At 67.0% G+C, this 14,085-nt stretch carries 10 protein-coding genes; 3 read left to right on the forward strand and 7 right to left on the reverse strand.

Translation table 11 applies throughout. From position 1 onward, the window contains the following. Positions 1 to 72: 72 nt before the first annotated feature. The 5 genes from AC5P7A_RS08205 to AC5P7A_RS08225 are packed head-to-tail and all read right to left on the reverse strand — an operon-like array spanning position 73 to position 5,720. The gene (locus tag AC5P7A_RS08205; RefSeq protein WP_495220029.1) at positions 73 to 1,140 is read right to left on the reverse strand and encodes an acyltransferase family protein; all 1,068 of its coding nucleotides are present in this window, start codon (positions 1,138 to 1,140) and stop codon (positions 73 to 75) included. Further along, positions 1,140 to 2,288, reverse strand: a complete 1,149-nt coding sequence (gene nagA, locus AC5P7A_RS08210; protein WP_134809298.1) for an N-acetylglucosamine-6-phosphate deacetylase — start codon at positions 2,286 to 2,288, stop codon at positions 1,140 to 1,142. The genes AC5P7A_RS08205 and nagA overlap by 1 nt, the downstream gene beginning before the upstream one ends. Further along, positions 2,288 to 3,316 carry an SIS domain-containing protein gene (locus AC5P7A_RS08215; protein ID WP_014648419.1) on the reverse strand — a complete coding sequence of 343 codons (1,029 nt, stop codon included), beginning with the start codon at positions 3,314 to 3,316 and terminating at the stop codon, positions 2,288 to 2,290. Before AC5P7A_RS08215 ends, nagA begins: the two co-directional genes overlap by 1 nt. A gap of 7 nt (positions 3,317 to 3,323) precedes the next feature. Beyond that, positions 3,324 to 4,391 (reverse strand): LacI family DNA-binding transcriptional regulator, encoded by a 1,068-nt coding sequence (locus AC5P7A_RS08220; protein WP_005411045.1) that lies wholly within the window; start codon positions 4,389 to 4,391, stop codon positions 3,324 to 3,326. 39 nt (positions 4,392 to 4,430) lie between these two features. Beyond that, entirely contained in the window at positions 4,431 to 5,720 is a 1,290-nt protein-coding gene (locus AC5P7A_RS08225; RefSeq protein WP_014648421.1) for a sugar MFS transporter, read from the reverse strand. Between the two features lie 375 nt (positions 5,721 to 6,095). Here AC5P7A_RS08225 and AC5P7A_RS08230 point away from each other — a divergent pair, with 375 nt between their 5' ends. The 3 genes from AC5P7A_RS08230 (at position 6,096) to AC5P7A_RS08240 (ending at position 12,384) form a co-directional block, all read left to right on the forward strand. Further along, positions 6,096 to 7,115, forward strand: coding sequence for a glucokinase family protein (locus tag AC5P7A_RS08230; protein WP_288496786.1), 1,020 nt, complete (start codon positions 6,096 to 6,098; stop codon positions 7,113 to 7,115). Positions 7,116 to 7,251: 136 nt separating this feature from the next. Continuing rightward, a complete protein-coding gene (locus AC5P7A_RS08235) occupies positions 7,252 to 9,915 on the forward strand; it encodes a TonB-dependent receptor (RefSeq protein ID WP_495220030.1) in 2,664 nt (887 codons plus the stop codon). 111 nt (positions 9,916 to 10,026) lie between these two features. Beyond that, entirely contained in the window at positions 10,027 to 12,384 is a 2,358-nt protein-coding gene (locus tag AC5P7A_RS08240; protein WP_495220031.1) for a beta-N-acetylhexosaminidase, read from the forward strand. Between the two features lie 117 nt (positions 12,385 to 12,501). Here the strand turns inward: AC5P7A_RS08240 and AC5P7A_RS08245 are convergent, their stop codons facing one another. Both AC5P7A_RS08245 and AC5P7A_RS08250 read right to left on the reverse strand, forming a co-directional pair. Beyond that, the gene (locus tag AC5P7A_RS08245; RefSeq protein ID WP_111205664.1) at positions 12,502 to 12,894 is read right to left on the reverse strand and encodes a VanZ family protein; all 393 of its coding nucleotides are present in this window, start codon (positions 12,892 to 12,894) and stop codon (positions 12,502 to 12,504) included. Continuing rightward, entirely contained in the window at positions 12,891 to 14,075 is a 1,185-nt protein-coding gene (locus AC5P7A_RS08250) for a class I SAM-dependent methyltransferase (protein WP_014648426.1), read from the reverse strand. Before AC5P7A_RS08250 ends, AC5P7A_RS08245 begins: the two co-directional genes overlap by 4 nt. Between the last annotated feature and the right edge of the window lie 10 nt (positions 14,076 to 14,085).

Genomic DNA, 14,085 nt, shown 5'->3' on the forward strand with positions numbered 1-14,085 from the left:
ATGCCTGGAGGAGGTGGCCTCCCGGGTTGGGTCAGAGCCCTTTCCTGCGGAAAGGGATCCGACCCGGAGCCCTCAGATCTTCAGATAGATCTTCCGCCGGTCCAGCCACCACGCCACGCCCCACCACAGCGCGACGAACGCCAGCGCCTGCAGCATCGACGCCAGCTCGAGCGCGTGCGGCATCGCGGCGGCCAGTTGCTGCCAGATCCAGCCCCACGCGCCGGTCGCCATCAGCGCCACCGACATCACCGATGCGCCAAGATAGGCGGTAATTGCGTTGACCCCGAAACGGCGGCCCAGCGGCGGCCATCGCTTCTGGTCGATCAACACATGGCCCAGCCACAGCGCCAGCGCGGCCAGGCCGCCGGTCCACAGCACATAGCTGGGCGTCCACAGCTGCTTGTTCAACGGCAGCACCGTGGCCAGCAGCAGCCCCAGCACGGCGGTTGCCACACCCAGGCCAGCCAATGCCGCCGCACGACCGTTGCGCAGCAGGCCACCGGCAATCAGGCCGAGCACGGTACTGGCCAGCGCACCCAGCGTGCTCAGCAATCCTTCCGGGTCATGGCCCAGTCCGGTATCGGCGTGCCACTGGTAGATCCACGGTGCGAACAGCGTGGTGTCCAGGCGGCTGGCCGGGTTGGTCCATGGCGCCAGATCACCGATGCCCAGCAGCAGCACGGTGTAGCCCACCAGCAGCGTGACCAGCACGCCAGCCTGCACGCGCGGCCGCGCGTACACCGCCAGAACACCCACCAACGCTGCGCATAGCGCAATCCGCTGCAGCACGCCCCAGATGCGGAAGTGATGGGTATGCAGCGCCCACCAGATCAACAGGTGCAGCAACGCGCCGGCGAGCAGGATGCGCAGTGCACGCTCCAGCACCCCGCGCGCCAATGCTGGCCGTGCAGCGGCATCCATCGCGCGCGGTGCCACGCTGAAGGCCATCGACACACCCACCAGGAACAGGAAGAACGGGAACACCAGGTCGGTGGGCGTGCAGCCATGCCATTCCGAGTGACGCAGCGGCGCGAACACCGCACTCCAGTCGCCCGGATTGTTGACCAGCAGCATCGCCGCCACGGTGATGCCGCGCAGGGCATCGATCGAGCCCAGACGGCGTGGCGGCGTACTGTTCATCAGGCGGCCTCGTACTGTCCGGCAATCCAGGTACCACGCACCTGCAGGGCGTCATCCAGCAGCACCAGGTCGGCCTGGTAGCCCTCGGCGATGTGGCCAAGGCGGTCGTCGACGTTGAGGAACTGCGCCGGATAGGTCGACGCCATGCGCGCCGCTTCGGCCAGCGGTTGGCCGAGCAGCTGCACGGTATTGCGCACGGCGGTGGCCATGTCCAGCGCCGAGCCGGCCAACGAACCGGCGGCATTGCGCACCACGCCATCGATGGCGGTGATGGTTTCGCCATACAGCACGTAGCTGGGATCGTCGGCTCCAACCGGCGGCATCGCATCGGTCACCAGCAGCAGGCGACCGCGCGGCTTGGCCGCCAACGCCACGCGAAGGCTGGCCGGGTGCACATGCACGCCATCGACGATGATGCCGATCCAGCTGTCGCGGTCTTCCAGCGCAGCGCCCACCGCGCCGGGCTCACGCCCTTGCAGCGGCGACATTGCGTTGTACAGATGGGTGAAGCCGCGCACGCCGGCATCCAGGCCGGCGCGGATCTCTTCGTAGGTGCCTGCAGTGTGCCCAGCAGCGACGATCACGCCACGCTCGACCAGCGCACGGATGGTCTCCAGCGGCACGCGCTCCGGCGCCAGCGTCAGCAGGGTCACGCCGTTATCCAGCGACGCGGCCAATGCGATCTCTTCTTCATCCGGCACGCGGAACTTGCTGGCATCGTGCGTACCCTTGCGTGCCGGCGCGATGTACGGGCCTTCCAGGTGGATGCCGATCACGCCCGGCACGCCCTGCGTGATGGCCTCGCGCATCGCACCGATGGCTTCGCGCATCACCGCCACGTCATCGCTGATCAGCGTCGGCAGCATCGCGGTGGTACCGAAGCGGCGGTGCGCCTGCGCGATGGTGCGCAGTGCCGCCACGTCCGGCGTGTTGTTGAACAGCGCGCCGCCGCCGCCATTGACCTGCACATCGATGAAGCCGGGCAGCAGCCAGCCGCCCCCCAGGTCCACCTGCTCGGCCGCGTGGCCCAGCTGCGGCGCGGCATCGGGCAGCAGCGCGCTGATGCGACCGTCCTCGATCACCACCGCCAGGTCGTCGCGGAACTCATCGCCGGCCAGGATGCGGGCATTGCGCAGCACCGTCGCCATCACACCGTCTCCGTAACCTTGTTCAGATGCGGCGGCAGGTCCGGGTTGAAGCCACGGCGCAGCGCCAGCGCATTGATGGCGCGATAGAAGCTCTGCACGGTCAATAGCGGTGCGCACAGCGGATGCGGCGCGGCCGCCACCGGCAGGTTGCCGCCGGCACCGGCCATCCACACCTGCGCACCACGTGCGGTGAATTCATCGACCACTGCACGGGTACCGGCGCCGGTCTCGTCCGGCTGGGCGAAGGCCAGCACCGGGAAGCCACGGCCGACCAGCGCCATCGGGCCGTGCTTGACCTCGGCCGAGCTGTAGGCTTCGGCGTGCAGGCTGCAGGTTTCCTTGAACTTCAGTGCCGCTTCCTGCGCCGCACCCAGGCCCAGGCCACGGCCGAGCACGAACAGGTTGGTGGCCTCGACCAGGCCTTCGGTCACCGCGCTCCAGTCGCACTGCCAGGCTTCACGCATCGCGTCCGGCAGCAGGTCCAGCGCCGCACGCAGGCTGCTGTCCTGCTTCCAGTACGCGGCCAGCTGCAGCAATGCGGCCAGCGAGGCGAGGTAGCTCTTGGTCGCTGCAACGCTCTTCTCGGGGCCCGCATGCAGCGGGATGACCGTGTCGGCCAGCTGCGCCAGCGGTGAATCCTCGACGTTGACCAGCGCGATCACGCGCGCGCCGGCGGCCTTGGCCGCCTCGGCGTTGCGCAGCAGGTCCGGGCTCTTGCCCGACTGCGAGATGACGATGAACAGTGCGCCGCGCAGCTGCAATGGTGCGGCGTAGACCGAGCCCACTGATGGCGAGGCCGACGCGACCACCAGCCCCAGCTGGGTTTCCAGCAGGTACTTGCCATAGGTGGCGGCGTGGTCGGAGCTGCCGCGTGCACAGGTAACCACGAACGGCGGCGGCGCGGCACGCAGGCTGGCGGCCAGGGTTTCCAGGGTGGCGTGGTTTCGCGAGAACTGGCGGGCAACCACGTCGGCCGCTTCAGCGGCCTCGGCGAACATCAGGGTAGCGGTGGGGTCTGACAGCGACATGGCAGGCTCAGGCAGGATCGGAAGGAAGGGGGCGTGCGCCGGCCGGGCGCATCGGCGCGGTCGAACCGCGCACCACCAGCTGCGGCACGAAGCCCTGGTTGTGCAGCGGTGCCGGCGCATCGTCGTAGGCGTCGCTGCGCAGCTGCGCGATCAGCAGGCGCGCGGCATGGCGGGCGATGTCTTCGGTGGCCTGCTTGGCGGTGGTCAGCGGCGGCCACGACTGGCGCGAGAACGGGCTGTCCTCGAAACCGGCAATGGACAGGTCGTAGGGCACGTTCATGCCGGCCGACTTGGCGGCAGCCAGCACGCCGGCAGCGATTTCGTCGTTGGAACCGAAGATGGCGGTAGGCGGTTCGCGCAGCGCCAGCAGGCGGCGCGCGCCACGGAAACCGTCGTCGAAGGTGTAGTCGCCCTGCACCACCAGGTGCTTGTCCACGGTCATGCCGTAGTCCTTCAGCGCGGCCTCATAACCGGCATAGCGTTCGCCCGAGGAGCGGTGCGAGCTGCCGCCCCAGAGGAAGCCGATGCGCTGGTGCCCCAGCTGGATCAGGTGTTCGGTGATCTCGTAGGCGGCCTCGCGGTCGTCGACAAACACGCAGGCACCGTCGGCCGGATCTTCGGTGGCTGCAATGATGCGCACCAGCTTGATGCCACGCGCGGTCAGCGCCTGGATCAGGTCGCGGCGCTCGGACATCGGTGCGGTCAGCACCAGCCCGGCCAGGCGCGAACGCTGCACCCAGTCAGCCAGTTCATCGGCCAGCAGCGGCGAACTGGAATCGCAGGGATGGATCTGCAGGCCGAACCCGGTCTCGCGGCAGGCGGCGAGCACGCCGTTCTGCACGCCGATGATGTGGTACGGGTTCGGGTTGTCGTAGACCAGCCCGATCACGAAGGTGGTGCCGCTGCGCAGGTTGCGCGCGGACGGATCGGGTTCGTAATCGAGCTCGGCGATGGCACGCAGCACCCGCGCGCGGGTGGCCTGCATCACCGAGGGCTCGTTGTTGATCACCCGCGATACCGTCTTCAGCGAGACCTTGGCCTTTTCGGCAACGTCCTTGATGGTCGCTCTGCGCATCGGTTTTTCCTGGGGTTGGCTGCCGTCCATCATCGCCGATCAGCTCCGGTCCTGCGGCAGGCCCACGCGGTGGCCCACCACCGAATAGAACAGGATGTACAGGTAGCAGGGCACCATCAGCAGCACGAAGGTCAGCTGGAAATCGATGTGCTGCTTGAGCAGGGCGAACAGCTGCGGAATGATCGCGCCACCGGCGATGCCCATCACCAGCAGGGCCGAACCGGTTTCGGTGAAGCGCCCCAGGCCGCGGATGGCCAGCGGGAAGATGGCCGGCCACATCATGGCGTTGGCAAAGCCCAGCAGGGCCACGAAGGCCACCGACACATAGCCGTGCGTTGCCCACGCGCCCAGGCAGAACACCACGCCCAGCACCGCCGAAATAGTCAGGTAGCGCGACTGCGACACCACCCGCGGAATCACCAGCAGGCCGACCACGTAACCGACCAGCATCGCGCCCAGGGTGAAGGCGGTGAACATCTTGGTCTCGTCCAGCGGCAGGTTGAAGCCATGGCCGTAGGTGCCGATGGCATCACCGGCCATCACTTCCACGCCCACGTACACGAACAGGCACAGCACGCCCAGCCACAGGTGCGGGAACTGGAAGATGCTGCGGCGCTCGACCGCACCGGCGGCCACCGGCGTAGCGTTGGCTTCGGACGATTTGATTTCCGGCAGCGGCGAGAACAGGATCGCCACCGCCAACACCACCAGCAGCGCCGCCATGGCCAGGTACGGGGCATGGATCTTGGCGGCGAACTGGTTCAGCAGCACGGCTTTGGTCGCGGCATCGGCCGCCTGCACCTGCACGTCCAGATCGCCAATGCCATGCAGCACCACCGTGCCGATCAGGATCGGCGCCAGGATGCCGGCGATCTTGTTGCAGATGCCCATCAACGCGATGCGCCGCGCCGCCGTTTCGATCGGCCCAAGGATCGAGATGTACGGGTTGATGGCCGTCTGCAGCAGGGCCAGGCCGCTGCCGATCACGAACAGGCCGCCCAGTGCGCCGGGGTACCAGCGCTGGGTGGCGAATTCGCCGAACAGTGCCGCGCCACCGGCCATCACCAGCAGGCTCAGGCTCAGGCCCTTCTTCATGCCGGTACGGCGCAGGATCCACGACGAGGGCAGCGCCAGGAAGAAGTAGGACAGGTAGAACACCATCAGCACCAGGAAGGCGCCGACCTCGCTGAGCTCGAAGGCGAGCTTGACGAAGGTGATCAACGGGCCGTTGAGCCAGGTGAAGAAGCCGATCAGGAAGAACAACACGCCGACGATGGCGATGGAGGTGGCCACGTTCGGGCGCGCGCTTGCAGCGGGGACGGCGGACATCAGGAGGGCTCCTGCGGCGACAGCCGCAGAACGCGGCGTCGGAGAGTGGCTGGGAACAACGTTGTCACATTCTTTCGGTGGACAACGGCGGTTTGTCAACTTCCATGCACGCCCCTTCAACCTCGTGCTGCACTGCGCAAGTCGATTGCGGTGCTCCGCGCTGAATGCGCGCCAGCCCTAGAGCCCCATGCAGCAACGGTTCCCACGTGAAACCCGCACTCACGCCATGTAAACGTTTACTGCCTGTCGCATTCGTTGCGGCGCAGCAACGAAAGTGTCACGAACTCGTTGACATCGTTGTCAGAGCGGTTACAGACTCCGCCCCAATCGCTGCCCCCGATCCCGGGGCCAGCCCCACCTGCAGCAGGAGCCCGCGTGACCGCCAGCCACCCCGCCCCGTCGCATGTCCTGTCCCGCGTCGCGCCCTCGTTCCTGGCCGCGGACGTCGGTGGCACCCATGTGCGCGTGGCCCGGGTCCAGGCCAGCGGTGACACCGCCCATCCGGTGCAGGTGCTGGAATACCGCAAGTACCGCAACGCCGACCATGCCGGCCTCAGCGCGATCCTGTCCGACTTCCTCGGCAAAGGCCCGCGGCCCACGCATTGTGTGGTCGCCAGCGCCGGCTACGCCCGCGAGGACGGCACGGTGATCACCGCCAACCTGCCGTGGCCGCTGTCGGCACGCCAGGTGGAGGCCGATGTCGGCCTGCAGCGGGTCTACATCGTCAATGACTTCGAAGCGGTGGCCTATGCCGCCGCGCAGGTGGACGCCAGTGGCGTGCTGCACCTGTGCGGGCCGGACACCGCTGCGCGTGGCCCGACCCTGGTGGTCGGTCCCGGCACCGGCCTCGGCGCCGCGCTGTGGATCCCCACTGCGCACGGCCCGGTGGTGCTGCCGACGGAAGCCGGCCAGCCGACCCTGGCCGCCAGCACCGAACTGGAAATGGCCATCGTCCGCCACATGCAGCGCGACCGCGCGCACGTGTCGATCGAGCATGCGATCTCCGGCCCGGGCCTGATGAACCTGTACCGCGCGGTGTGCGCGCTGCAGGGGCAGGCACCGACGCTGGCCAGCCCCGATGCGGTCACCGCCGCCGCCATGGCCGACACCGATGCGCACGCGCGCCAGGCGCTGGATGTGTTCTGCGGCCTGCTCGGCAGCACCATCGGCGACATGGCCCTGTTCTATGGTGCCCACGGTGGCGTCTACCTGGCCGGCGGCATCCTGCCGCAGATCCGCGAATACCTGCACGCCAGCACCTTCGTCGAACGCTACCTGCAGAAGGGGCCGATGGGCGAAGCACTGGCACGCATCCCGGTGAAGGTCGTCGAACACGGCCAGCTGGGCGTGGTCGGCGCTGCCAGCTGGTACCTGCAGCAGCAGTCGGCCGCCTGACACCGCAACAGGCTCCAACGCAATCGCAGTACGTGGCACGCCAACGCACGGGACTTCGCCGCCGCCCCGCGCATGTCATCGCAACCGTTATCGAACACCGCCGCCGGCATCCAATCGAGTGATGAGGAGAGACATCATGAATACCCGCAAGACCCTGCTTTCGGCCGCCATCGTCAGCTGCATCGCCTTCAGTGCGCACGCGCAGCAGGCTGCCCCGACCGCCACCGACCTGGACACCGTGACCGTTACCGGCATCCGTGGTTCGATGGAAAAATCGCTGGACACCAAGCGCGAAGCCAATGCGCGCGTGGAAGTGGTCACCGCCGAGGACGTGGGCAAGCTGCCGGCGCACAACGTCGCCGACACCCTGCAGCGCCTGCCGGGCGTCAACATCAGCTCGTCCAGCGCCGATGAAGGCGGTTTCGACGAAGCCGACCGTGTCAGCCTGCGCGGCACCAGCCCGAGCCTGACCCAGACCCTGATCAACGGCCACACCGTCGGTTCGGCCGACTGGTTCGTGCTCAGCCAGGGCAACAACGTCGGCCGCAGCGTCAGCTACTCGCTGCTGCCGTCCGAACTGGTCAGCTCGGTGGAAGTGAACAAGTCCTCGCAGGCCAAGCTGCAGGACGGCGGCACCACCGGTACCGTCAACATCATCACCCGCAAGCCACTGGAATTCTCCAAGCCGTTCACCGCGGAAGGCTCGATCGGCCTGGTGCGCTCGGACCAGGCCAAGTCGAACGACCCGCAATATTCGGCGCTGTTCAACTACAAGAACGACGAAGGCACCTTCGGCGTGATGGTGCAGGGCTTCAGCCAGAAGCGCGAACTGCGCCGTGAAGCGCAGGAAATCCCGGGTGGCTTCTTCAAGATCGGCGCAAACGATCCGGTCGCCAGGACCAATCCGGACCTGATCGGCGTCAACGTTCCGGGCCTGCTGGGTTCGACCCTGTTCGAACAGACCCGCGAGCGCAAGGGCGGCCTGGTCTCGCTGCAGTTCAAGCCGAGCGACAGCCTCACCCTCGGCCTCAATGGTTTCAGCTCCGAGCTGAAGGCGAACAACTACAACCGCAACTTCATGATGTTCGGCAACAGCTTCGCCAAGTCGCAGGCGCCGGATCCGGGCTATGTGGTCAAGGACGGCGTGCTGACCAACGCCAACTACAAGGGCGTGCCCGGCACCGACTATGCGGTGTACGACATGATCTACCGCGAGTCGAAGGCCAAGTCGAGCTATGTCACCTTCGATGCCGACTGGCAGATCAGCGACAGCCTGACCGTCAAGTTCCAGGCCGGCAGCACCAAGGGTACCGGCGAGACGCCGCGCCAGTACATCGCCGAGGTCACCCTGGCCAACGGCGGCGGCGCCAGCTGGGCTACCCACGGCAATGGCTCGCCGATCGACTGGAACGTCGGCGGCGACATCTCGCCCAACGGCGTGACCAGCTTCGGCACCTGGGGCAACCAGCAGGTCACCGCTGAAGACAAGGAGAAGTGGGCCACGCTCGATTTCAACCAGTACTTCAACGATGGCGGCGTGCTGAGCTCGATCGACTTCGGCCTGCGTTTCGCCGACCACAAGCGCGAAGCGCTGTCGCCGGAAGGTGCAACCCCGGGTGACATCTGGAGCGCACTGAAGAACGGCGCGACGGCCAACTATCCCAGCGGCTTTGCCGGTGACATCGGCGGCACCTTCCCGCGCAACCTCTGGTACTTCACCCCGGGCGCGCTGAAGGACGCGGTGACCAACAACTCCACCTGGCTGGCCGGCAATGATGGCCCGACCGGTCGCCACAACTATGGCGCCGAGTGGAAGGTGAAGGAAAAGAACTTCGCCGGCTACGTGCAGGCCAACTTCCGCGGCGACTGGTGGAGCGGCAACGTCGGCCTGCGCTACGTCAACATCAAGCAGGACATCGACACCTACAACGCCGTCAGCAAGGCCGCCGATGCCGATGTCAGCAGCCTGTTCGGCATGTGGGAGCGCCTGGCCTTCCAGAACAAGCGCAACCGCGTATTGCCCAGCGCCAACATCAAGTTCGACCTGGACGACTCGCTGGTGCTGCGCGTCGCCGCCTCGCAGACCCAGACCCTGCCGGACTACTCGGCACTGGGTGCCTCCTCGTACGGTTCGGACCTGAACCGCACCGGCGGCGGTGGCAATCCGAACCTCAAGCCGACCCTGTCGACCAACCTGGACGCCAACCTGGAGTGGTACTTCATGCCGCGCGGCCTGCTGTCGGTGGGCGCGTACCACATGGACCTGAAGGACTACATCGCCTTCGACGTGGTCTCGCGCCAGCTGTACAGCGAACTGACCAACCAGCTTGAGACCTACCAGATCTCCACCCCGATCAATGCCGACGGCAAGGTCACCGGCGTGGAAGTGGCCTACGAACAGCCGATCGGCGAGTACTTCGGCGTCAATGCCAATTACACCTACGCCAACGGCACCACCTCGCACACCTGGTCGGACGGCTCGCACAACCTGCTGGGCACCTCGAAGAACACCTACAACGTGGGTGCCTACTTCGAGAACGAGCGCTTTGGCGCCCGCGTCAGCTATACCCGCCGTTCCTCGTTCCTGATCAGCCTGTCGGGCACCAATCCGTACTACCAGGATGACTTCGGCACGCTGTCGGCGTCGCTGAGCTACAAGGCCACCGACTGGCTGAGCATCACCCTGGATGGCCTGAACCTCAACAACCCGACCTACAAGTACTACCAGACCGCGGCCATCCCGACCTCGTTCTACAGCAACGGTCGCCAGTACTACCTCAACTTCCGCTTCAAGTACTGATCCAGCGGCGGCAACATCGCCGAGTCGTGCACGCACGCCGGGCCTGGGTCATTCCGGGCCCGGCGTTTTTCATGTATAGCGTTCATCGCACCGTTCCAAGGAGTCGTACCGATGGTCAAGCCTTCCCGCGCCCGGATGCGCAGCGCAGTGCTGCTGGGCAGCCTGCTCGCCCTGTTGCCGGCACTGCCGGCACTTGCCGCCGACCCCATGACGGCCGCTGAGGCACCCGGCCCGCAGCTGCGTGCCGGCAGCCTGATGCTGATTCCCGCCCCCAGCAATGTGCAGCCTGGCCAGGGCAGCGGCATCACCGTGCGCGCCGATACCGTGCTGCAGGCCGAAGGCGAGGCCGCACAGCGCGTCGCCAGCCAGTTCGCCGACCTGCTGGCGCGCAGTGGCGGCCCGCGCCTGGGGCTGGCCAAGGGCAAGACGGCGGCCAGGACCGGTGGCATCCGCTTCCAGATCGTGCCCACCTTCCGCGACAGCGGCGAGGGCTACACGCTGGAAAGCACCGCACAGGGCGTAGTGGTACAGGCCGGTAACGAAACCGGCCTGTTCTACGGCGCAACCACCCTTGCCCAGCTCGCCACCGGCGGCAGCAACGGCGTGCTGCCAGCGGTGCAGATCCAGGACGCGCCACGCTTCAGCTGGCGCGGTTTCATGCTCGACTCGGCGCGGCATTTCCAGAGCCTGGACGAGATCAAGCGCGTGCTCGACGCAATGGCCGCGCACAAGCTCAACACCTTCCATTGGCACCTGACCGATGACCAGGGTTGGCGCATGGAGATCAAGCGCTATCCGAAGCTGACCGGAGTGGGAAGCTGCCGCCTGCCGGCCGGCGACGGTGGCATCGATCCGGTCACTGGCAAGGAGCATCCGTATTGCGGCTTCTACACGCAGGACCAGATCCGCGAAGTGATTGCCTATGCCGCGAAGCTGCATATCCAGGTGATTCCGGAAATCGATGTGCCGGGGCACGCGACCGCGGCGATTGCCGCATACCCGGAACTGGGTTCGATCAATACCCCGCTGAAGCCGCTCAGCGAATGGGGCGTGTTCCCGAACCTGTTCAACGTGGAAGACAGTACTGTCACCTTCCTCGAGAACGTACTGGAGGAAGTGATCGAACTGTTCCCGGCCAAGTACGTGCACGTCGGCGGCGACGAGGCGGTCAAGGACCAGTGGGAAGCCTCCAGGCAGGTCCAGCAGCGCATGCGTGCGCTGGGCATCAAGGATGAAATGGCCATGCAGAGCCACATCATCAAGCGCCTGGAGACCTTCCTGGAGGAGCACGACCGGCGCCTGATCGGCTGGGATGAAATCCTTGAAGGCGGGCTGCCGCCGCAGGCCACGGTGATGTCCTGGCAGGGCACCGAAGGTGGCCTGGCCGCGGCCAGTGCTGGCCATGACGTGGTCATGTCGCCCGTGGGCTACCTCTATCTGGATTACCTGCAGACGGCCTCGCCGAACGAACCGCCGGGCCGCCCGGCCCAGGTCAACCTCGGCAAGCTGTACAACTTCGAGCCCGTGCCGGCCGAGCTGGCCGCTGACAAGCGCGGGCACATCCTCGGCCTGCAGGCCAATATGTTCACCGAACACACGCGCACCTATGCGCGCCTGCAGCACAACCTGTTCCCGCGCCTGGCCGCGGTGGCCGAGACCGGCTGGAGCACGCCGGAGCATCGCGACTTCCGCGATTTCCTCGCGCGCCTGCCCGCGCAGCTGCAACGCTACCGCGCCTGGGGCCTGGCCTACGCGCAGACCCCGTTCGAAGTGGGCGTGGACTACACCGACAACCGCGCCGCCAACACGGTGACCGTGTCGCTGGCCAACCCGCTGGGCTATGAGGTGCGCTACAGCACCGATGGCCAGCCGGTGACGGCGCAGTCGCCGCTGTACCAGCAGCCGCTGACCAGTACGCTGCCGACCACGGTGCAGGCCGCCGCCTTCTACCAAGGCCAGATGCTGGCGGCGAAGCCGACGGTCGCGGACTTCAGTGCGCAATCGCTGCTCAGCCGCCGCAGTGACGAACTGCTCAGCTGCGTAGGCAAGAAGGGGCTGGTGCTGCGCCTGGAAGACGATGGCCCGCGCGAGGGAAACCGCGCAGTGTTCAACGTGGACATCTTCCAGCCATGCTGGCGCTGGCCACAGGCACAGCTGGACGGCATCGGCAGCGTGGAAGTCCGCGCGGGGCGTATTCCGTACTACTTCCAGCTGGCCCACGACGAGCCCAAGCGTCGCTTCGAGAAGGCCAAGCGTGCGCATGGCGAGATGCTGGTGCGTCGCGGCGACTGCAGCGGCAAGGTGCTGGCCGAAGTGCCGCTGCCGGCCACGCCGGATGCCGATGGCTTCGTGACGCTGCGTGCGATGCTGCCGAAGGGCTCCCAGGGCACCGGTGACCTGTGCATCAACTTCACCGGCGACACGCGCCCGGCGATGTGGGTGCTGGATGAGGTCACGCTGGGGAAGTAACGGCAGGCCTGTCCTGGCACAATCGATCCACGCATGGTGTGGATCTACTGTAGAGCCGAGCCCATGCTCGGCCGCCTTTGGGAGGAAGCCGAGCATGGGCTCGGCTCTACAGGAACTTTACCCGCGCCAGCGCAGCAGCAGATCGCGCTGCGGGGTCAGTGCCGTAGCCAGGCCGGCCAGCACGCCGATCGTGTTGGCCAGCGCGTCCATCGGATCGGCCATGCGGTCATCGGTCAATGCGCCCTGCGCGAACTCGATGCCGATCCCCATCAGCACCAGGCCCACGCCCACCCACAGCAGCGGACGTCCGCGCCGGAACAGCTGTACCGCGCTGCCAGCCAGGATGAAATAGGCGAGGAAGTGCTCACCCTTGTCGCCGTTTTCCGGCAACGGAATCGGTGGCGGTGGGATCAGGCAGACCACGATCACCAGCAACACCGCGCTGAACCACAGTGCGGTCCACAGCCGCGGCCGCCGCAGCGGCTTGATCAGCGGCAGCGCATCGCTCACAGGCGCCAGCTCAGGTCACCCAGCTCGAAGGCGGGCTCGAAGTCGACGCCGCGCTGCAGGCCGATCGCCTGGAAGCGCTCCCCCATCTCGGTCGGCAGGGTCAGCTTCTTCACCTGGTCGCGCAGCTGGATACGGCCGACTTCATCGGTGCGCTCCTCGGCCAGCGACAGCACCTGGTCCAGGCCGTTGCCGAGCAGGAAGCTGGCCTGGCTGCAGTAGCCCGCCAGCTCGAAACCGCCGTGCATGCCGGCCTCGGCCATCGCGGTGAAATCCACCGACGCGGTGATGTCCTGCAGCCCCGGCCAGCGGTGCACGTCGTTGTGCACGTGGTGGCGGTAGAACGCGCGTACGGTGCCCTCATCGCGGTCGTGCTGGTAGAACTCGCCACGGTTGTAACCGTAGTCGATGAACAGCATCGCACCGCGCTGCAGGCCGCCCGCCACCGCCTGCAACCAGTACGGCAGCTGCGGCAGCACCTCGGAACGGTAGCCCTCGGCGAAGGGGCGCTCCAGGTAGCGCTCGATGTGGCGCACCGCACCGTTGAGCAGGATGTCGGCCGGCTGCGCACCACGGATGAAGTTGCCTTCGGCGTCCAGTTCCACGGTTTCCTCGTAGACCTCGCCATCCCGGATCAGGAAGCGCGGCGTCGGCAGCGCGTCGATCACTTCGTTGGCAAACACCACGCCCTCCCAGTCCTCTTCGAACGGGCGATCGACCCAGTCCACGCGTGCGGCCAGCTCGGCCGGCAGGTTCTGCTGCAGGCGCTGTTGCTGGCGCTCGCGCAGGTCGGCGCTGGGTTCGAGGATGGCGTAGCGCGACGGCAGCGCGTCCAGCTCGGCCAGGCGCAGCAGCACCGCTTCGGCGAAGGCGCCGGTACCACCGCCCAGTTCCAGCATCCGCGCCTGCGTACCCAGCTGGGCGAACACCGGCGCCAGCGCGTTGGCCACGCTGCCGGCGAACAGGCTGCCGAGCTCGGGCGCGGTGGTGAAGTCGCCACTGCCGCCGAATTTGCTGGCGCCGGCGCTGTAATAGCCCCAGCCGGGGGTGTACAGGCACAGCTCCATGAAGCGGGAGAACGGCATTGCCCCGCCCTGCGCAAGGATTTCGGCGCGCAGGGCAGCGGCCAGCTGGTCGCTGTGGGCCAGGGCATCGGCTTCGGGCAGGGGGAAGGTGGGCTGCATGGCGTCTTCG

The sequence above is a fragment of the Stenotrophomonas sp. YJH_SMC_65 genome (assembly GCF_059369475.1).

Bases quoted from the DNA above. Each gene is read 5' to 3' on its own strand.
- AC5P7A_RS08205 (WP_495220029.1), bottom strand. From the start codon at position 1,140: ATGAACAGTACGCCGCCACGCCGTCTGGGCTCGATCGATGCCCTGCGC.
- nagA (WP_134809298.1), bottom strand. From the start codon at position 2,288: ATGGCGACGGTGCTGCGCAATGCCCGCATCCTGGCCGGCGATGAGTTC.
- AC5P7A_RS08215 (WP_014648419.1), bottom strand. From the start codon at position 3,316: ATGTCGCTGTCAGACCCCACCGCTACCCTGATGTTCGCCGAGGCCGCT.
- AC5P7A_RS08220 (WP_005411045.1), bottom strand. From the start codon at position 4,391: ATGCGCAGAGCGACCATCAAGGACGTTGCCGAAAAGGCCAAGGTCTCG.
- AC5P7A_RS08225 (WP_014648421.1), bottom strand. From the start codon at position 5,720: ATGTCCGCCGTCCCCGCTGCAAGCGCGCGCCCGAACGTGGCCACCTCC.
- AC5P7A_RS08235 (WP_495220030.1), top strand. From the start codon at position 7,252: ATGAATACCCGCAAGACCCTGCTTTCGGCCGCCATCGTCAGCTGCATC.
- AC5P7A_RS08240 (WP_495220031.1), top strand. From the start codon at position 10,027: ATGGTCAAGCCTTCCCGCGCCCGGATGCGCAGCGCAGTGCTGCTGGGC.
- AC5P7A_RS08250 (WP_014648426.1), bottom strand. From the start codon at position 14,075: ATGCAGCCCACCTTCCCCCTGCCCGAAGCCGATGCCCTGGCCCACAGC.